This is a genomic window from Pedobacter yulinensis (genome assembly GCF_003029735.1).
Taxonomy (GTDB): domain Bacteria; phylum Bacteroidota; class Bacteroidia; order Sphingobacteriales; family Sphingobacteriaceae; genus Pedobacter; species Pedobacter yulinensis.
This window is the reverse complement of sequence record NZ_KZ686272.1, coordinates 145,081-165,706: the sequence shown is the minus strand read 5'-3', so window position 1 is coordinate 165,706 and position 20,626 is coordinate 145,081. Positions and strand designations below refer to the sequence as shown.

At 53.5% G+C, this 20,626-nt stretch carries 13 protein-coding genes; 5 read left to right on the top strand and 8 right to left on the bottom strand.

What is annotated here, in order from left to right:
• Positions 1-89 precede the first annotated feature (89 nt).
• The gene (locus tag C7T94_RS18415; protein WP_107217421.1) at positions 90-818 is read right to left on the bottom strand and encodes a GntR family transcriptional regulator; all 729 of its coding nucleotides are present in this window, start codon (positions 816-818) and stop codon (positions 90-92) included.
• Positions 819-981: 163 nt separating this feature from the next.
• Here C7T94_RS18415 and C7T94_RS18410 point away from each other — a divergent pair, with 163 nt between their 5' ends.
• The 4 genes from C7T94_RS18410 to C7T94_RS18395 are packed head-to-tail and all read left to right on the top strand — an operon-like array spanning position 982 to position 8,822.
• On the top strand, positions 982-2,766 hold the full coding sequence (locus C7T94_RS18410; RefSeq protein WP_107217419.1) for a class I mannose-6-phosphate isomerase: 1,785 nt from the start codon (positions 982-984) through the stop codon (positions 2,764-2,766).
• A 10-nt stretch (positions 2,767-2,776) separates the two neighbouring features.
• Positions 2,777-5,140, top strand: coding sequence for a GH92 family glycosyl hydrolase (locus C7T94_RS18405; RefSeq protein ID WP_107217417.1), 2,364 nt, complete (start codon positions 2,777-2,779; stop codon positions 5,138-5,140).
• Positions 5,137-6,495, top strand: coding sequence for a sugar porter family MFS transporter (locus C7T94_RS18400; RefSeq protein WP_107217415.1), 1,359 nt, complete (start codon positions 5,137-5,139; stop codon positions 6,493-6,495). The genes C7T94_RS18405 and C7T94_RS18400 overlap by 4 nt, the downstream gene beginning before the upstream one ends.
• Positions 6,495-8,822, top strand: a complete 2,328-nt coding sequence (locus tag C7T94_RS18395; protein WP_107217414.1) for a GH92 family glycosyl hydrolase — start codon at positions 6,495-6,497, stop codon at positions 8,820-8,822. The genes C7T94_RS18400 and C7T94_RS18395 overlap by 1 nt, the downstream gene beginning before the upstream one ends.
• Before the next feature lie 93 nt (positions 8,823-8,915).
• Here the strand turns inward: C7T94_RS18395 and C7T94_RS18390 are convergent, their stop codons facing one another.
• The 6 genes from C7T94_RS18390 to C7T94_RS18365 form a co-directional block, all read right to left on the bottom strand.
• The gene (locus tag C7T94_RS18390) at positions 8,916-10,307 is read right to left on the bottom strand and encodes a sulfatase (protein WP_204353322.1); all 1,392 of its coding nucleotides are present in this window, start codon (positions 10,305-10,307) and stop codon (positions 8,916-8,918) included.
• 148 nt (positions 10,308-10,455) lie between these two features.
• Positions 10,456-11,472, bottom strand: a complete 1,017-nt coding sequence (locus C7T94_RS18385; RefSeq protein WP_204353321.1) for a glycoside hydrolase family 43 protein — start codon at positions 11,470-11,472, stop codon at positions 10,456-10,458.
• A 40-nt stretch (positions 11,473-11,512) separates the two neighbouring features.
• Positions 11,513-12,982, bottom strand: a complete 1,470-nt coding sequence (locus C7T94_RS18380; protein ID WP_107217452.1) for a RagB/SusD family nutrient uptake outer membrane protein — start codon at positions 12,980-12,982, stop codon at positions 11,513-11,515.
• Positions 12,983-12,992: 10 nt separating this feature from the next.
• Complete coding sequence (locus tag C7T94_RS18375; protein ID WP_107217410.1) at positions 12,993-16,400, bottom strand: TonB-dependent receptor; 3,408 nt, start codon at positions 16,398-16,400, stop codon at positions 12,993-12,995.
• A 123-nt stretch (positions 16,401-16,523) separates the two neighbouring features.
• Positions 16,524-17,660: a FecR family protein gene (locus tag C7T94_RS18370; protein WP_107217408.1), complete on the bottom strand. Its 1,137-nt coding sequence runs from the start codon at positions 17,658-17,660 to the stop codon at positions 16,524-16,526.
• 67 nt (positions 17,661-17,727) lie between these two features.
• Complete coding sequence (locus C7T94_RS18365) at positions 17,728-18,300, bottom strand: RNA polymerase sigma-70 factor (protein ID WP_107217406.1); 573 nt, start codon at positions 18,298-18,300, stop codon at positions 17,728-17,730.
• Positions 18,301-18,511: 211 nt separating this feature from the next.
• On the opposite strand from C7T94_RS18365, the gene C7T94_RS18360 reads away from it, so the two are divergent.
• Positions 18,512-20,083, top strand: a complete 1,572-nt coding sequence (locus C7T94_RS18360; RefSeq protein WP_107217404.1) for a beta-N-acetylhexosaminidase — start codon at positions 18,512-18,514, stop codon at positions 20,081-20,083.
• Positions 20,084-20,153: 70 nt separating this feature from the next.
• Here the strand turns inward: C7T94_RS18360 and C7T94_RS18355 are convergent, their stop codons facing one another.
• Positions 20,154-20,519: a hypothetical protein gene (locus C7T94_RS18355; protein WP_162618759.1), complete on the bottom strand. Its 366-nt coding sequence runs from the start codon at positions 20,517-20,519 to the stop codon at positions 20,154-20,156.
• Positions 20,520-20,626 lie beyond the last annotated feature (107 nt).

Genomic DNA, 20,626 nt, shown 5'->3' with positions numbered 1-20,626 from the left:
AACAAGGGGATTTGATTGCACCAATATACTCATTCCCCGGTGCGGAGAAGAATGGGCGCCTGAAATTTAAGTCCTCGGGCACATTGCCCCTAGTTTCTGCGGCTTTCTACCGTGTACACAAAACTATCTGCCTTATAATAGCCCCAGTTCAACTCGATGGGCCGCTCGCCCTGGTCAAAAACAAAACGTTTGCGCACCAGCACGGGACTACCGGGCTCAACCCCGAGTTTTTTGGCGATGTTTTTTTCTGCTCCTCTGGCGCTGATCTCCTCTTTTGACAGGTTGGCAATTACCTTGTGATCTGCCAGGATATCGTACAACGGACGCTTGAAATCTTCTTCGCCGGTAAGGCCAATACGCGGGTGGAAATACGACACAAAATATACGAAAGGTTCTTCGGGCCGGCCGCGCAGCCGCTCCATTTTCAGGATTTTGCGGTCCTTCCCTACTTCAAAGAAATTGGCGATTTCTTCGGTAGGCGTTTCCCAGGTAAGATGCAATTCAAAATTCTTGATCGGTATGCCCCGGGCCTCCATTTCCTGCGAAAAACTAAGCCAGTTATTTGATTTTGAACTCACCGACATCCCCGTCACCTTCGTACCCACACCTTTTTTGCGCGTAACCAGTCCTTCAGAAACCAGCTTATTGATCGCGTAACGAATCGTGGTACGCGAAATGGCGAGTTCTTTGGCAAGGTCCACTTCATTGGGCAGCAGCTTACCTCCAGCATACTCGGGCTGTTTAATCAGCTCGCGCAGCAGCAACTCTGCCTGCACATGCAGGGGGACCGGACTCTTATGGTTCAAACTTAATTTCATAGACAGCTCGTTTCGGCACGATAAAAATATGAAAATAATTTTGGCCGGCTGCATTATGTTACTATGTTTGTACATATAAGATCTAACCGTTGCGCCTGCTGGTCTCCTGCCCGACCAGAAGGTTGATTTTTTTTTCCACCGGGCACAACTACCTTTTAATAATATGGATACCCAGCACACAACTTTACCAGCATTGCGCCGAAGCCGGCAGCCACTCATGCCCCCTCAACTCGACAGCCCCAGACCTGATGGTTATACCATTTATCCCACCCACCAGCTTGCAGGCGGGCTGATTCATACTGGATACGAAGACCTGGCTAACTGGGTCGCAGGGCATAAACTGGTAGCCATTGATGGTTTCCAGGGTGTATTTTTCGCTGAAGTGCGAGACAGCATTGATGCGCAGCTCCGGCAAGCCGGCATAAGCGCCACCTGGGTTGACACAGCCAGTTATCTGAAGCCTGAAGCTGAGGTTACAGCGCTCGTATCGCCTTACCTTGGTCGGCCGGGCTCACCCTGGGGCAAGCGGGCATCGCTGACACTGGCAGACTTTTTCAATATCCCACAGGTAAGTATCGATGCCGCCCGCAACGAGGTGACGATCATTATCGGCCCGGGCGCAGCACTCTTTGCGCCTTCGGCTGCAATTGTATACGTCGACCTGCCAAAAAACGAACTTCAATTGCGCATGCGGGCCGGCGCAGCCGCTAATCTCGGTGCTGCCGCAAACGCAGATTATGCCGAAACGTATAAACGTTTTTACTTTGTAGACTGGGTAGTCCTTAATGCTCACAAAAAGGAAGTGCTGCCCCATGCAGCCATTGTAGCCGATGGGCAGTGGCCGGGCAAGCTGAACTGGATAGGCGGAAATGACCTCAGCCATGCGCTTGCTGATTTAGGTTCATCTGCTTTTCGTGTACGTCCCTGGTTCGAACCCGGGGCCTGGGGCGGGCAGTGGATGAAGAACAACCTCGCCGGACTGAATGCAGAAGAGGTGAACTATGCCTGGTCGTTCGAACTGATCGTTCCTGAAAACGGGCTTGTCTTCGAAAGTTCGGGCCTGCTGCTGGAGGTCTCGTTCGACTGTCTTATGTTTAGTCAGCGAAATGCGGTGCTCGGCAATTTCGCAGAGCGGTTTGGCGACGAATTCCCGATCCGTTTCGACTTTCTTGACACCTGGAACGGCGGCAACCTCTCTATTCAGTGCCACCCTACTCTGCCTTATATCCAGGAGCACTTTGGCGAGCGCCTCACGCAAGACGAGACTTATTACATCATGGACAGTCAGCCCGGAGCCGAAGTCTACCTGGGGTTCCGGGAGGGCATCGATCCGCAACACTTCAGGAATGAACTCGAGGAAAGCCAGGCCACTGGAAAAACAGTAGACATTCCTCAATTTGTACAGACGTTTAAGGCGAACAAACACGATTTGTTCCTGATCCCGAATGGAACGGTGCACAGTGCCGGAAAAGGCAGCCTTGTGCTCGAAATCAGTGCCACGCCCTATATCTTTACTTTTAAAATGTATGACTGGTTGCGGCTTGACCTGAACGGAAAACCGCGGCCCATTAATATTGAGCATGCCTTTAACAACCTCGATTTCAGCCGTCAGGGAAAGCGGGTTACGCAGGAACTGGTCGCCGCGCCGCGACAGCTGGCTGCCGGGGATGACTGGCAGATCATTGATCTGCCTACGCACGAAGCACATTTTTATGGCGTACACCGGCTGGAGTTCAGCAACCGCCTGGAACAGCAGACGAATGGATCGCCGCACGTCTTCATGCTCGTCGAGGGTGAGCGTATCATTGTTGTTCTGCCGGGCGAACGTACGCAGACATACCACTATGCCGAGACCTTCGTCGTTCCGGCTGCCGCAGGAAACTATATCCTGATTAATACCGGCAGCTCGCCAGCAAAGGTTGTCCGGGCCTTTTTAAAGCCAAATTAAACAACGAGATATGAACACAGGTCTTAAACATGTTGTGCTGCGGGCGCTGCTGCTTGCAGGCGTGCTGCTGCAAGCGATTCCCTGGTCGTCTGCAGACGCCCGTGCCCAGGAAAAAGAACCCGCTGATTATGCAGACCCCCTGCTGGGAACCTCTGAATCGCGGTGGATGCTTAACCCCGGCGCGACCCTGCCCTTTGGCATGGTTCAGATCAGTCCCGACAACCAGGGGGGTGTATGGAAATCGGGTTACGAGTACAGCCTGAACAATGTTGGCGGCTTCAGCCACATCCACTCCTGGACCATGGCCGGCCTTTCGGTCATGCCAACAGTTGGCGTATTAAATGTAAGGCGTGGGCCGGCAGACGGCCCCACCACCGGCTGGACAACCGGGTACCGATCGCGGATCGACAAAAACACCGAAAGGGCCAGTCCGGGTTTCTATGGCGTGACGCTGATGAACGGGAATATCCGCACAGAGATTACCAGCACCACGCGCGCCGGGTTTTTCCGCTTCGTGTATCCGGAAGCTGGGGATGCACACATCCTGTTTGATATGGACATCCCTTTTGAAAACACGGCCGAGGTCCTGGAAGCACGCTTTACGCAGGTCAGTCCTTATGAAATAGAAGGATATTCAAAACAGCGCTGGAGCTGGAATGAATATACCGTTCATTTTGTCATCCGCTTTGACCGGCCCATGGAAACGTTTGGCGCCTGGCAGGAAGGCAACATCACCAGGGGTATAAAAACCTTCGCCGGAAAGGGCAAGACAGGGGCGTTCGCCGACTTTAAACCGGCTAAAGGCGATACCATCCGCATGCATACGGCCATTTCCCTGGTCAGCATTCCGCAGGCCAGGCTTAACCTGGAAACAGAGATGACGCCATTTGGCTGGAACTTCGACGCCGTACACAAATCGGCACGCAAGGTCTGGAACGGCTTGCTGGGTAAAATCAGGGTTGAAGGCGGAAGCGAAACCAACCGCCGCAAATTTTACACGAATCTTTACCGTTCTTACGTGGCCCGCACCACCTGGAGCGATGTGAACGGAAAATATATCGACGTCAACGAAAAAGAACGGCAGGTTGATCCCGGCTCGCCCGTATTGGGCTCTGACGCCTTCTGGAATACGTTCTGGAACCTGAACCAGTTATGGACCCTCGTAAATCCTGACATTGCAGGCAAGTGGAGCCGGTCGTTCCTGGAAATTTACAAGACGGGAGGCTGGCTGCCCAAGGGCCCGGCTGGTATCGAATACTCGGGCATCATGGAAGCCTCGCATGAGATCGCATTGCTGGTAAGCAGTTACCAGAAAGGTATCCGGGATTTTGATGTACCGCTCGCCTTTCAGGCCATGGTGCACCAGCAGACTACCCCGGGAGTAAAGACGCCTGAAAACGGCTTTGCGGGCAACAAATTTTTCGACTCGTACATGAAACTGGGGTATGTACCGAATGAGGAAGGCCAGGTTTCAAACACCCTGGAATACGCGTACGATGACTGGTGTGTGGCGCAGATGGCGCGTTCACTGGGGAAAAAGAAGGAATACAACCATTTCCTGAGCCGTGCCGGAAACTACCGCAATGTCTGGGATGCGCAGGTGGGATACGTCCGGATGAAAAACCGGGATGGAAGCTGGGTCAGTGACTGGAGCCCCTACTGCTGCACCAGTTTCAGTGGCCCGGGTTACCTGGAGGGCAATGCCTGGCAATACAGCTTTTTCAACCCGCACGATGTGCAGGGAATTCTGAACCTGATGGGTAAAGATGAGTTCAACAAACGCCTGAATGAGGGTTTCGAAAAATCGGTCCGCTACAATTTCAACGCTGAAGGCGACTTGTACGACCTTGTTCCCATTAACCATGGCAACCAGCCGAACATGCAGGCGGCCTGGCTGTTCAACTATTCCGGGCAACCCTGGCTTACCCAAAAATGGACAAAGGCCATTATGCGGCAATATTACGGCGCTACACCTTACCAGGGATGGCTGGGCGATGAAGATGAGGGGCAGATGGGCGCCTGGTTCGTCATGGCAGCACTTGGTTTATTCGAGACCGATGGCGGCACTTCGGCCAGGCCGTTTTACGAAATCGGGAGTCCCCTCTTTCCGAAGGCTACGATCTCGCTGGACCCGAAATATTACAAGGGAGGTTCTTTCAGTATCGAAGCCAGGAACGTTTCTGATCAGAACATCTACGTGCAGTCGGCCAAACTAAACGGGAAACCTTTAACAAAACCGTGGTTTTATCATGAGGATCTGGTCAAAGGCGGAAGCCTGGTCCTTGAAATGGGCGCTCAGCCCAACAAAAACTGGGGGAGCGCGCCCGCCGACGCACCGCCCTCGATGTCAAAACCCAAATACGCAAAGCGATGAATGCAAAAAAATACAGCATTGGCCTGATCACGCTGGTTGCCTCGCTGGGCGGCTTCCTGTTCGGCTTTGATATGGCCGTTGTATCAGGGGTATTGCCCCTGGTTAAGGCCCAGTACGGATTAAGTGCGGCCTCAGAGGGCTGGTTTGTTTCTTCTGCCCTGGTAGGATGCATTGCCGGTGTTGCACTTTCGGGCGAACTAAGTGACCGCTCGGGGCGGCGTTTTCCGATGCTCTTGTCTGCCGTACTTTTTGTTGGTTCGGCACTGGGCTGTGCCTTGCTGCCCGGATTGTCTGCTGTGATCGTTTCAAGAATACTGGGCGGCATTGGCATCGGTATCGCCTCAAACGTGGTTCCGCTCTATATCTCTGAGATCGCACCCGCAGCGAAACGCGGCCGCCTGGTGACCTATTACCAGCTCGCCCTGACCATGGGTATTCTATGTGCCTATTTGAGTAATGCGGCGCTGGTTGCGCTGGCGCCGGGCATGCATGGAAGGTTATTTCATGACGAACTTTGGCGCGGCATGTTCCTGATTGGGGCATTCCCGGCCGTCATCTTTTTTATCGGCTTGTTCCGCCTGCCCGAAAGTCCGCGCTGGCTGCTGGCCAGAGGCCGCCGGGTCGAAGCCCTGGCCATTCTTTCGCAGACGGGCGAAACAGTACAAGACTTGCCCGGCACCACGCGCCCTGCTTCCTACCAGGACCTCCTCTCGCCAAAGCTTCGCGGTGCACTGATCATTGGCTTGCTGCTTCCGCTGTTCTCCCAGTTCAGTGGAATCAACGCAATTATTTATTACGGGCCCCGCATTCTCAGCAATGCAGGTGTGTCACTGAGCAATTCCCTGCTCAGCCAGGTTATTTTCGGCATGGCCAACATGTTGTTCACGCTGGTGGCGATCTGGAAGGTAGATAGTTGGGGCCGCCGGCCACTATACCTCTATGGCACTGCTGGCGCCACTGTAACGCTGGCCCTGACCGGGCTGTGTTTTTATACGGGTGCAACCGGCAGCATCTGGCTGCTGCTGTGTGTGCTGGCTTTTCTTGCCTGCTTTGCATTTTCTATCGGTCCGCTGAAATTTGTGATCGCATCCGAGATCTTCCCCGGCACCATCCGTGGCCGGGCCATGGCACTCAGCGTCATGGTAATGTGGATAGCCGACACTGTTGTAGGCCAGCTAACGCCCCTGTTACTTAGCTGGATAGGCAGCAGCGGCACATTCTGGTTCTTCGGATCTTTCTGCCTGGTCGCCTTCTTCACTGTTTACCGGCTGCTGCCGGAAACCAAAGGACGCTCGCTCGAACACATTGAAAACAACCTGGAGGCTAAAAACGAAAGCCCCTTAATTATGCATTAATGAAAAAAAGACACCAACTTATTCTGCTGCCCCTGCTTTTTAGCCTTACAACTGCCGCGCAGCAATACACCAAACTGGTCGAACCGCGCATCGGTACAGCCCATTCCCGCTGGTTTTTCTTTACCCCGGGCGCTGCGCCCTTCGGTATGGCAAAACCCGGCCCCTCTACCAACGGAAGCGAGGGAAATGCCCAGGGCTGGGAGGCCGTTGGGTACGACTACCGGCATACTTCGATAGAAGGCTTTGCGAATTTTCATGAGTTCCAAATAGGTGGCGTAGTGTTCGCCCCAAGCACCGGTGAATTGAAAACCACGCCGGGCAAGCTTGATGACGTGGCTGGCGGCTATCGCTCTGATTTTGACCGGCGCGACGAACAGGCCTATGCCGGTTACTACAGCGTCCTGCTGAAAAAATACGGCATCAGGGCCGAGCTGACAGCTACGCCGCGGGTTGCTTTTCACCGCTATACATTTCCGGAAAGCCGGCAGGCGAACATCTTGTTTGACATCGGCAACAAACAAGGCGAAAGTGGTGAGGTAAAAGGTGCGCGGGTGGAAATCATGTCCGACGGCCGGATCGAGGGATATGTCGTGACCCGGCCGGTGTATGTGTCCAAGTATCAGCCCGGGGCCGAGGTCGCCATGTTTTTTTCTGCCGTGGCAGACAAACGCCCCCTGGCCGTGGGAAGCTTCAATGGCCGCGACCTGCACAAAGGCACCCGCAGCGCGAAAGGTAAAGGAGCCGGGGTGTACCTCACATTCAGCACGAAAGCTGGCGAAAAGATCACGATCAAAGCCGGTCTTTCTTACACCTCGATTGAAAACGCCCGTAAAAACCTTCAGGCTGAAGCACACGGGCTCACTTTTGACCAGGCGCTGAAACAGTCGCAGGCAAGCTGGAATGAAGCGCTTGGCCGCATAGCCGTTAAAGGAGGTAAGCAAGCAGACCAGGTTAAGTTCTACACGGCGCTTTACCATGCCCTACTGGGCCGCGGACTGGCCAGCGACGTGAATGGTGCGTATCCGAGGAACGACGGTTCGACCGGTCAGATCCCACTGGCCGCCAATGGAAAGCCCTTGCATAACCACTACAATACAGACGCGATCTGGGGAGGTTTCTGGAACCTTACACAGCTCTGGACCCTCGCCTACCCCGAATATTATTCAGACTTCATCAAAAGTCAGCTGCTCGTTTACAAAGACTCGGGCTGGCTGGCAGACGGCATTGCCAATAGCAGGTATGTTTCCGGTGTAGGCACCAACTTCGTGGGCCTCGTCATGGCGAGCGCATACTGTAACGGAATCCGGGACTTTGATACCGACCTGGCCTGGCAGGCGGCCTATAAAAATGAAGTCGACGGGAAAAACCGCCCCCGCGGCGCAGGTAAACTGGATGTAGCCCGTTTCGTAAAAAAAGGCTACGTAGGCCATATTGATAAGTCTGATGATTTCGCCGAAAGCTGGCAATTTTCGGCATCGCATACGCTCGAGTATGCTTACAGTGCATACGCCATGGCTGAATGGGCCCGGTTGCTCGGGAAAGCGACCGAAGAAAAACAATTTAACCGCCTCGCAGCAGGCTGGAAGGAGCTATTCGATGACAAGCTGAAACTTGTTCGGCCGAAGTACGACAACGGAAAATTTATAGACAACTTCAACCCCTCTGAAGTCTGGCGTGGCTTCCAGGAAGGAAATGCCTGGCAATACACCTTTTATGTACCTCAGGATCCCCAAGGATTGATTACAAGGATTGGCCGCAATGCTTTCAACAAAAGGCTGGACAGCATTTTCGCCGCCTCACAACAAAACGCATTTGGCGGTGGAAAGACTCTCGACGCCTTCTCGGGCCTGCAGGCGCCTTATAACCACGGCAACCAGCCAAACCTGCATATATCCTGGTTATTCAACTATTCAGGCAGGCCAAGCCTGACGCAGAAGTGGGTACGTGCCATTTGCGATGAATTTTATGGCAGCGACGGGATTCACGGGTATGGTTATGGCCAGGACGAAGACCAGGGACAGCTGGGGGCCTGGTATGTGCTTGCGGCAATGGGCCTGTTTGATGTGCAGGGTATGACCAATGCCCACGGAACCATGGGCATCAGCACTCCTTTGTTCAAGGAGGTGCAGATTAAATTGAATAAAAAGTACCACAGCGGCGAAGCCTTTAAAATCAACTGCGAGAATTTTGGTGAAGGGCAGCGCTACATTTCGCAGATTATTGCAAATGGCCGGAAGCTTGAGCAGCCGTTCGTTCCTGTTTCAGACATTCTGAGGGGCGGAACATTACAATTGAGGCTGTCGGCCGAACCCAGGGATCAGTTCTAATCAGGGCCCAACCGGCCGGAACACAGTTCGAGTCCTGCAAAGTTGGTAACTTTCGTAAAGTTACCAACTTTAAGTTAAAAAATTATCCAAAAATTAAATTTTCTTTTTATAATCAGGATTTTTCGCTGCAGGTAGCGGCGCCTGGGTCATTGTAAGCCAGTCGTTCAACTGCTTCAGCATTTTTTGCTTGATCTGCGGTTGCACCTGCGCCAGGTTCTTTCGCTCGGCAGGATCCCGCTCGAGGTCATACAGTTCAACCACCTGGTCTTCGTCATACCTGATCAGTTTCCACTTTCCGCTCCTGACCGCCGAGCCGGGCCTGGTTCGGAACAACGGATCATACCCATCGTCTTTCTGTGGGTCATAGGCCTGCAGGTAGATCGGGAAATGCCAGTACAGGGGCCGTCCGGCCAGCTTTCCGCCCTGCCAGAGCGGCACAAGCGATTGCCCGTCCAGTTCCAACGACTTTTTGAAGCCCGCCACCTCCATCAGGGTTGGATAAAAATCCATATTGGTAACAGGTGTTTCGGTGCGGCTTCCGGCTTTGATGGCGGCCGGCCAGCGAACGAGAAGCGGAACGCGGATGCCGCCCTCGTAATAGGATCCCTTACCCGCCCGAAGCGGCTCCTGAGAGGAAATGGACCGGATACCCCCGTTATCGGAGGTGAAAATTACTATTGTGTTTTCGCGCAGGCCCAGCTCGGCCAGTTTGTCCAGTACGCCGCCAACACTCTGGTCCAGCGCTTCGACCATGGCACCGTAGGTAACATGGTTTTGTGCGCCGGCAGCTTTTTTCGCCGCATACTTCTGTTTCAGACTATCCGGCGCCTGTAGCGGCGTGTGCACAGCATAGTAAGGAAGATACAGGAAAAAGGGCTTGTCTTTGTGTGCCGTAATGTATTTTTCTGCCTCCCGGCCAAGCCGGTAGGTCAGGTATTCGCCGCTTTGGCCGTCAGGTATATCCGGATTCTGATAAGGCACGAAATATTTATTAGACCCCCGGTGGTTTCCGCCAAAATTATAAGAAAAGCCCTGTGTTAGCGGGTCTTTTCCCAAGTGCCACTTTCCGATGATCCCCGTATCGTATCCCGCGTCGCGCAGCATTTCGGCCAGCGTGTAGAACCGGGGGGCCAGGTCATCCGTGTTTTTTACAGGAACAAGTTTACGGTCTGAAGCCGCTCCGCGGGCCGAGGTACCCACCGTATAAATGCCGTGGCGGGGTGTATTGAGTCCCGAAAGCATGCAGGCACGGCTGGGCGCGCAATTGGCGGCTGCGGCATAGGCCTGGTTAAAGACCATGCTTTCGGCTGCCAGCCCGTCCAGACGCGGTGTTTCAAACCAATTACTCCCGGTAAAACCCACATCTTTATAACCAAGATCGTCGGCAACAATCAGTACGATGTTTGGTTTTTGGGCAAAAGCGATCGCCGGCAACAGGGCGGCCATGACGGCGACTATCAGTTTACGCAATCTGTTGAATTTCATCTTTACTGGTTCTTGGCTCGTGCAACAAACGATCTGTCAGACCCGAACATACAAATTTTCGCAGCACAAACTTAATCCGGAGGAAAAAACCCCAAACAGAAAGCCGGCAAACTGTTGTCTGCCGGCCTGAGTAATGGAAAATCGCCGGTTATTTATTGATGAGCAGTTTGCCATTATTTTCACTGACTTTATAAACCACGGCCCGCTCGGTCTGGCTGTTGGGCGCATGGTACGAAATGGTCAGTTGCCCTGAAAAATCAGTGAACAGCATCGCATGGCCGCCATCATCATCATTCAGGGGAACAGCATCATGCTTCCACGGGCCCGCCAGGGTTCCGCTAGCTGAGCGCGACAAACCGATGGCATATTTTCCAGCTTTGGTAAAACTGGACCAGGTCATGAGCAGTTCACCATTTTTTGCCCGGTAAAGAAAAGGTGCGTCAGTTACATAACCCACAGTGCTGCCATGCGTGATGGTGCCGGTCCATGCGGCCTTGCTGGCACTGAACAAAACAATCGGTTCGCCAACTGCGTCTTTGAGGTCACTGCTCAGTCGCTGGGCAACGATCTGACCGTCGGTTACCTCGAGCCATTCGCGGCAGAAAACGATCCAGGGCTGCCCGGCATCATCCACGTACAGCGACCCGTCTAACGACATCCAGCTGCCCGGGGTAACAGCCCGGTTAACAAGCGGCTGGAACGGGCCGCCGGGCTTGTCGGCTACCAGTATCGACGTACCGCGCTTGCCGTTGCTCCCCGAGAACGTGGCGAACAGGTAATATTTGCCCTGATAAGCGTAGGTATCGGGAGCCCAGAAATCGCTCCTGCCCCAGAAGTCGGCTGGTGGCGCGAAAGATATCCCGTCATCCCGCCAGTTTGCAAGGTCCCTGCTCGAGTACGTTTTGAAGCCGCTGCCGGTGCTCACGTTCAGGTAATACGTTTTTGAAGCATCATCTTTAAGAATGTAGGGATCGCGCACCCGGAGATTTTGCACCGGGATGGGATAGTTTTGTCCCGCAGCGGGCGGCGGCGGGGCAGCTTGGGGGTCATGCTTGGTACACGCAACGTACAGCAACACGATCGCAAGCGCCGGAGCAACGAGATAAAGTGCGGCCATACATTTCTTTAAGCGGCCTGCTGTTGCAAATTCTGATAAAACTGACATATGTTTTGGATTAGGTAAGGGGGGTATGCTGATCATTGGATTAATTGTAGCCCGGGTTCTGGACAAGGTTTGGATTCTCGACAATCCGTGCGCGCGGAATCGGGAACAGAAGGTTTGTTTCGCTAAAGTTTGTGGCATTCCGCTTCCCGACTTCCAGGTATTTGCCCATTCTGATCAGATCTTCCCGACGCTTGCCTTCATACCAGAACTCCCAGCCGCGCTCTTTGAGCAGGTGGTCGCGCAGGCTTTCTTTCGATGGAAATCCCGCGAGCTGAAGTTCATTTGCTGATCCTGAGTAGTTGTCAAATGCGCGCCTGCGCACATCATTGATCAGTCCGATCGACGCTGCATTCGGACCATTCAGTTCATTTAAAGCTTCTGCCTTGAACAGCAGGACTTCTGCATAGCGGTCCAACACCTTATCATTGCCCGACCAGATGCCAAAAGCACGCGGATCAATGCCGTATTTAAGGGGAAGCGCGCCGATATCGCCGTTTGTACGCAGGTTAACGGTCTGGCCGGCCTTATTGGTGTACTCGGCCAGCGCCAGGCGGCGGCGCTTGTCTTGCGAATTAAAAGAATCATAAAACGCCCATGGCATGCGGTGGCCGTTCCACCCATCGAGTGCATTCCCCGATGGCGACCGGAAATCGCCGGGAAGGATGTTCACGAAACTGTGGCTGCCAAACCCTTCCAGCGGTTCGCTGACCACCACGAAGATAAGCTCCTTGTTCTTTTCGTTTTGCGCAGAAAAGACGCTCTCATAGGTGCTTTGCAAGCTATAATAGCCCAGGCCGATAATCTGGTTGGCCGTATTAAGCGCATTCTGCCAGTCTTTTTTGTGCATGTAAAACTTAAGCAGGTAATGCAGGGCAGCCCCTTTCGTTACCCGCCCGTATTCGGCCTGCTCCACAGGCAAATTGTCTGCGGCATTTTTCAGCTCGTTGACGATAAACGCTTCCACCTGTTGGCCGGAGGGTCGGGCAGGCTTATAGTCGGGGTCAGGATACAGCGCCTTTTCGCCTTCCACGATCAGCGGAAGCGGCCCGTACAGACGCCACATATCGTATACAAAAAAAGCCCGCAGCGCACGTACCTGTGCCATGTATCCGTTCCTGGCTGCCGGCTCAACCGGCGACTGCTCCATCCTGGCCAGCGCGTAAGTTGCACGCGTTACGGCAGGGTTCAGCCAGTTATAAAATTGAATAGCCATGGCATCGTTCACGTTCCAGTTGCCATTCAGAAAGTTGGTCCAGGCCCAGGTCGTGGTCCATTCACCGGTGGCCACCTCGTCCATCACGAATGAACTGCCATCGCTGAACATATAGGGAGCCCAACCACCAAGGCGAAGCTCATGATAAATGGTCGTCGTTGCCACTTCCAGGTCCTGCCTGGTCTTGTAAAAATTTTCGCTGTTGATGGTTCCCGGCAATTCCGGATCGAGCCCCTTTTCGCAGCTGGCGAGTGCCAGCATGCTAAACAGCAGTGTAGATTTTATGATCGTTTTCATGTGTTTCCTGTTAAAATTTGACATCGAGACCGACAGATAAGGTACGTTGCTGCGGATAGGTAGCCCGGTCATTCTCCGACTCGGGGTCCAGGCCTTTGTAGCCTGTTATGGTAAACAGGTTCTGGCCCCCGGCAAACAACCTGGCACCCTTGAGCCACTTGACGCGCAAGGCTGACGATGCAAAGTTGTAGCCGAGGGTCAGGCTCTTCAACCGCAGGTAAGAAGCTTTTTCCCAGTATGGCGAGCCATAACTGTCGTAGCTGTTCACCTCACCGCTGGGCATGTCGGTATTGGTATTGGTGGATGTCCACCGGTTTTGAACCTCCCGCAGAAAATTGTAGTTGGACCGGAAGAGCTGTGTGCCATAACTGCCGTATACGCTGTGCTCCATGCGCGTCGCGGCCCACTTCAAACCGCCTACGGCAGCATACACAAACACGTTCAGGTCAAACCCTTTATAGGAAAAAGCATTGTTCATGCCCATAGAAAACCTTGGTGCCCGTGTACCGAGAAAAACAACGTCTGCCTGGTTGATCTTTCCATCAGGTACGCCCGTCAGCTTTCCATCCGGCCCCAGACCGTTTACATCGCGGTATTTCTGCTGCCCGGGAAGCAAGCCCGGCATGGCAGGTGTATTTTCGCCCGCCTGTTTAATGCCATCGGCCACCAGGCCAAAAACAGCGGTAAGGGGATCACGATCGCCCTGGTAAGCCTGCAGGATCACCTTGGGGTCGCGTTCTTTCCATCGGTCGGAAAACGAAGTGAAAGTGACGAGCGTGTTCCACTGGAAGCGCCCGGTTAAGTTGGCAGCATTGAGGCTAACTTCGAGGCCCCGGCCGCGCGTAGAGCCGATGTTCCATGGAATGTTGCCAACCACCGAACTTTGCGGAAGCGCCCGGTAACTCAGCAGGTCTGATACATTTTTGTAATACACCTCTACCGTACCACTCAGCCGGTTTCTGAACAGGCCAAAGTCAAGTCCGAGGTTGTAGGCTGTTGTGCTTTCCCATTTCAGGTTCGGATTTCCCAGTTTCGACAAACTCACACCATTACTCAGGTTGCCGTTGAAATAATAATTCATGCCATTAAAGCCATAGAACTCTGAAGCAGCGCTGTTTGAGATATTCTCGTTCCCCACCTTGCCCACACTTATGCGCAGTTTAAGGTCAGACAATGTCTTTGAACTGCGGATAAAGGGCTCTTCGATCAGCCGCCAGGCGAAAGCCCCGGAAGGGAAAAATGCGTACCGGTTGTTCCTGCCAAAACGGTCGCTGCCGTCTACCCGTGCTGAGAAGGTAAAAAGATACCTGCTCTTGAAACCATACTGCAGGCGTGTAAAGTAAGACGCTAAAATGTGCCTGTCGCGGTAGGAACTAACCACAGGCCGCTGCGCACCGGCACCAAGGGCATCATACAGCAGGGCGTCTGAAGCGAAGTTCTGGGCCCGTGCGGCAGAGCCGCTGCCATGATAGGCTTGGTAAGAATAGCCGATCACGCCCTGAAGATTGTGTACACCAGCCAGATCCTTTCTAAAATTCAGCGTCAGATCAGTGACATAGTCGTTTCGCTCTGCGCGGTTAATGTCTGCCTCGCCATTGACCTGGCTGCCGTAGCGGCTGGTCTTGGGATAGTAACTTTGCCGCAGGCTGCTGCGGATATCGCCACCAACATTCAGTTTAAGCCAGATCGCCGGACTGAAATAGACGTTGGTGAATACATTCGCGAGCATCCGTTTAATGTCGGTGTTGTCGGTGATTTCCAGGTATGAGAGGGGATGTCCCAGCAGGGGTTGATTGGGATCTTCGATCCATTTGTTGCTGGCGGGGTCACGCGCCGGCCCAATGGTTGGACTGTAATTCAGTGCAGCCTCGATAATCCCGGCATCTGCGTCGCGGCCATCGCCAAGCTGGGAGTTTTGCGACTTGGTCAGGGCACCCGTTAGTGAGGTCCCGTAATCCCACCACTTCGTAATTTTCTGGTCCAGGTTCAGCCTGAAAGAATACCGGTCCATGCCCGAACCTTTGATGATGCCATCCTGACCAAAATAGTTTGCCGAGAAAAGTGCTTTGGTGGTTTCGTTTCCGCGACTGATCTGCAGGTTGTGCTGATTTATTTTGCCGGTCTGGGTAATCATGTCAAACCAATTGGTGCCCTGGCCTGCGGCCTGGATCACAGCCGGCGAGTTGCGTGCAATAAATCCCGGTATTGCCGATGGGTCTGTGTTGCCATACGGCCTCACCTTGTTTTGGATCAGGTAGAGTTCATAGAGGTATTTGTTCTGCTCAACCATAAACTCAGTTGCATTCAGCAGTTCGGGTGCCCGCGTAATTTCCTGCACCGAGGTATTCAGGTTATATTCGATACTGGATCCCTGCCTGCCACGTTTGGTGGTGATCAGGATCACGCCATTGCTGCCGCGCGCGCCGTAAATTGCTGTTGCCGACGCGTCTTTGAGGATCTCGATCGAAGCAATGTCGTTGGGATTGATATCGTTCAGTGCACCCCGGCTGCCATTGTTGTATTTGTTGCCGCTCCCCGGCTCTACCGGGTCATAAATCACAGGGAAACCATCTATAACGACAAGCGGGCCATTGCCTGCACCGGTCGACGTGGCCCCGCGAATGTTAACGACCGTGCCGCCGCCGGGCTGTGAACTGTTTACGACAGTCAGGCCGGCGGCCTGCCCCTGCAGCATCTGGTCAATGGAAGGCTGTGCTGTTTTGTCGATTATTTCGGGTTTGATGCTCACGATCGACGCATTCACGTCGCTGCGTTTTTGCGTACCATAACCCAGCACCACCACTTCTTCCATGGATTGTGCCTGCGGCTGAAGCGTAACGAGCAGGTTCCCGCTGGCCGGGACGGTTATTTCCTGTGACTGGTAACCGACGAAACTAAATACGAGTGCGCCGCCGGCTGCCGGTATTTCGATGCTGAACGTGCCGTTCTCACCGCTGGTCACCGCACGTTTGCTTTCGCGGTGCAGCACGTTCACGCCGCTCATCGGTTCACCGCGCTCATTTGATACGCGGCCCGTTACACGCAGCTGGCGCGCGGGTTGCGGCGCACGCCTGATTACGATGACCCGGTCTTTAATGGTGTAGCTGAGCTGCTGACCAGCCAGTACCTGCTGCAAGACCGTTTCTAAGTTTTCCTGCCTGAAGTTAACCTGGACCGGTTTGGCACCCTGCAAAAGGGCGGCATCGCAGACCACATCAAATCCGCACTGTTTGTGTATTTCCCTGAACAAACGTTCGAGGGTGACTTCTTTCTGCAGCGTAAGTGTCTGGCTGTAACTCTTTGCACTGACGTGCAGAAAGCTTGCGATCAATAAAACAAAGACAAGTTTCATTATCAGCAACAATTTGAGGAGCGCACGCAGCCTTGCGGCCGGCAAGCCCGGTAAAGAAAATTTCATACATTTGAAATGTTTGGGTTTATATCTGTCTTGGTTAGAAAAGCTTTGGCAAGGGTACCCGAATGTTACCGGGAGTGTTGCAACCACTTCCGGTTTTTTTGTACCCCGTATGCAGGTGTAATTTTATGGCATAACGGTTACCCTCCTTCCTTCTATTTCAAACCGGACGAGCCCCGACATTTCGAGTTTATGAAGCACTTCTGAAATATTGGCCGAACGGGAAACCGTTGCCCAGATTGCACGGTGGGATACGTCACCGCGATAAATGACTTCCACATCGTACCAGCGGCTGATCTGTTCCATGATCTGCCGTATATCCTGGTTTGCGAACAGAAAATAACCGTTTTTCCAGGCAGTGGCCTGTTCTGTATCGGCAGCACCGGTTTCCAGCCTACCGTGTTTACGGTTAAAACTTGCCTGCTCGCCTGGCTTGAGCATTGCCTGGCCTCCAGCCAATACACGCACAGCGCCTTCTACGAGAACCGCAGCCGAGTGGTCTTCATTTTCATAAGCGCTGAGGTTGAACTGTGTACCGAGCACTTCGACCTGCATGTCCCTGGCATTGACGCGGAAAGGCTTGTGTTTGTCTTTACTGACCTCGAAATAAGCTTCGCCGCTAAGTGTGACCTCCCGCCGATTGCCCGAGAAGGCCGTCGGAAAGCGCAAGGTCGAAGCTGAATTAAGCCAAACCTTGGTACCGTCTGCCAGGCTGACCTGGTATTGCCCGCCCCGGGGTGTTCGAATGGTGTTGTATGCAACCGTTTTCCCTGTACCGGCCGCAGACTCGTAGGCCAGCTGGCCACCTGCCACTTTGCGAACGCGCACGTTTCCCTCAGTAGCCAGATACCCATTGTGCTCCTTGTTCAGCACGACCTCTGTTCCATCTGCCAGCACAAGAATGGCCTGGCTGCCGCCCGAAGGAACATCATTTTTGTATCGCTCTGCTTTGATTTTACTGACCGGCAAGCCGGGTGTTGCAGGCTGCCGCAATAAAATAAACAGCGATAGCAAGAGTACTGCCGCCGCAGCGCCAGAAAGATACCAGGCCAGTCGCGGCCGGAAATGCTGACGATGCGCGGTTTTTGCCTGGATGGCACTGAACATGCGCTGCCTGACGGTCTCCGGTGCCTCATCGTCCGGCCATTCGGCCGGAAGGGCAGAGCGCCTCCGGTACCAGTCAAAAAGTTCCTGTTTTTCTGCTTCGGTTATCGAGCCGTCCAGGTAGCGCGCAGCTAGTTTTTCTGCATCGTGTTCAGACATCGTGCTTGTTGGTTTGGTGTATGTACCACAAGCCGGCCTTTTCCCTTAGTCTGGCGTATTTTTTTTATCAGTTAAAAAACGTGAGGAGCGTGAGCAGCCCCGACTGCTTCAGTTTCAGGCGAAGGGTCTTCAATCCTTTGCCCAGGTGGGCTTCGACCGTTTTTTCGGCGATCCCGATCTTCTCCGCAATCTCTTTTGTAGTGAGTCCCTCGTCGCGGCTTAACCGGAACACCAGCCTGCACTTGTCCGGAAGTTCTTCGACAGCATCGTTGATGTACGATTTCAGGAAAAGGGCAAATACCTCCTCTTCGCCCGGGCTATAGTGGTCGGCCGTTACCTGGGTGGTTTCAATCTCCCTGCGGCGCTTGCGTCGCTGTAGAAACCGGAACACCGAAAAACGAATGGCTGTAGCCAGGTAAGGTCCCAGTTCGCGGATCGCCACCTCATTCCGGCGGTTCCAGAGTGCGACAAATACGTCCTGTACGATCTCTTCGGCAGTTTCTTTTTCGCGGGTGTGGTTAAAGGCGATGGCAAGTAGCTGTTTCCAGTACCGCTCGTAAATGGCGGCGAATGCCTTGCGGTCGTTCAGCCGGAGCTGACCGAGCAGCGCAGCGTCGGAAATTGCAGAGGTGGAAGACATTGCTGTTCGCGATAAGATATTTGGCGCTTAAATGTAATAAAAAAACCTGCAACGCTCCCTCTCCCCTGCCAGGACCTGGAAAGAAGCGCCTGCGGGGCCACAGGCCGGAGCAAAACTGCGCTGCAGGCAAAAAACAAACGTTTGCGCATTGTTCAACCTTTTTTTTATACGCGCAAGCGGCTATTCTTGTCTTAACCAACCTAAAACACAAATGAAATTTAACCAGAAAATCACCTTATTTTTTTTGCTGCTGTTCCTGGCCGGCGTACCGGTCAGGGCGCAGCGAATAATCCCGCAGCCCGCCAGCATGACCACGGGCAACGGCAGTTATACCCTGCCTGCCACGGTGGCCATATCGGGCGCTGCAGACCTCGATAACGAGGTCCGGGATCTGAGCACCTACCTGAACAGGCAGTTTGGCCGCCGCAGCAACCGGGTTAAAACAAAGCCGGCAATCCGCCTTGTAAAAAATCCAGCATTAAAGAACCTGGGCAAAGAGGGCTACCGGCTGAACATCGGCAAGGAAGGTGTAAAGATCGAAGGACCTACTGCTGCTGGTATATTTTATGGCCTGCAATCGTTCAAGCAATTGCTGAAACGGGAGGACGGGAAACTAAGCGCCCCGTTTGTAACCATCAGCGATCAGCCCCGCTTCAGCTGGCGCAGTTACATGCTCGACGAGAGCCGGTATTTCCAGGGCAAGGAGGTGGTAAAAAAAGTATTGGACGAGATGGCCATGCTCAAACTGAACATCTTTCACTGGCACCTGACCGACGACCCGGGCTGGCGGATCGAGATTGACCAGTATCCGGAACTGACACGGGTCGGGTCTAAACGGGACTCTACGGTTACCGGTTCTGGAGCCAACCGCCGTGTTGGCAAAGCCCATGGCGGTTTTTACACCAAGGCAGAAATTCGTGATATCCTGGCCTATGCCGCCGCCAGGCATATCCAGGTGATTCCCGAAATAGAGATGCCGGGCCACTCCAGCGCAGCCATCGCTTCTTATCCCTGGCTGGGCGTCACAAAAAAACCGATCCGGGTGCCTACCAGGTTCGGCGTATTTGCAGATGTCTACGATGTGACCGATCCGCGGGTAACTGATTTCCTCCATAACGTGCTCAATGAAGTGATTGACCTTTTCCCTTCAGACATTATTCACATTGGGGGCGACGAGGTGCGGTTCGAGCAATGGGAACAGTCAGACGCAGTGGCGGCCTACAAGAAAAAACACAACCTGGCCTCATCTGCAGACCTGCAGATATTTTTTACCAACAAAATGTCTGATTACCTGGCCGGTAAAGGAAAACGGATGATGGGTTGGAACGAAATTCTGGGCAGCAAAGTGCATGACTACAGCGATACCAAACCCGTTACCGGGAAACTGGCATCAAATACGATCGTCCATTTCTGGAAAGGCGAACTTGATATGGTTACCGATGCAGTAAGCAAGGGTTATGACGTGGTCAACTCTTACCACCTGTTTACCTACCTGGATTACAGTTACCAATCGATTCCGCTTAAAAAGAGTTATGATTTTGATCCGGTTCCTGCCGGTCTGGACCCACGGTATACCTCGAAGATCCTGGGCAGCGGCTGCCAGATGTGGGGCGAAGGCACACCCGACTCAGTAGCCATATACCGCCAGACATTTCCCAGAATTGCAGCCTATGCAGAAGTAAACTGGACACCTGTAGCCAAAAAAGATTTTGAAGCTTTCAGCAAACAGCTTAACTTTTTCCGGGAACGGTGGAAAGCGAGGGGCATCAACCCCGGTATGTAACATACTCCTGGTCTGCATGTCTCCGGGAAGACGTACTCTCCGGAGCATGCAGGCGGCCTGGAACTGTTATTTAGTCAACGTCATCCGTGCCGGCGCTGAGATCGTCTTCCTCATTCTGGGTAGGGTCATCGCCAGAGCCAATACCCAGGGCATATTCTTCATCTTCTTCTGGCAGCGCCTCAGCATCCGAGCGCATGAACTCATCGCGTTCTGCAGCGTCAGCATTCGCCGGGCCGGTTTTGATGCGGCTGTCGTCTGTGCCAGCCAGGATTTCGCGATCGGCTTCTTCGGTTTCACGCCTGACCGGTTCGTCTCCCTCCCCGCTTGTTTTGCTGGCAACCGCCTTTGCCTGGTCAATGTTGCTGTTCAGTGGTGAGGACCCTGGGCTGTCTTCGTGATCGGCAGGGTTGTATGTGTTGTTCTCTATATTTTCCATGATATTTTCAATTAGCGGGCAATGCCTCGTCCAGTCTGTATAACGCAGGGACCCGCCGTTGGTTTGACCCGCCGAATATAAAAAAGCACCAGCTAGTGGTGCTTTCA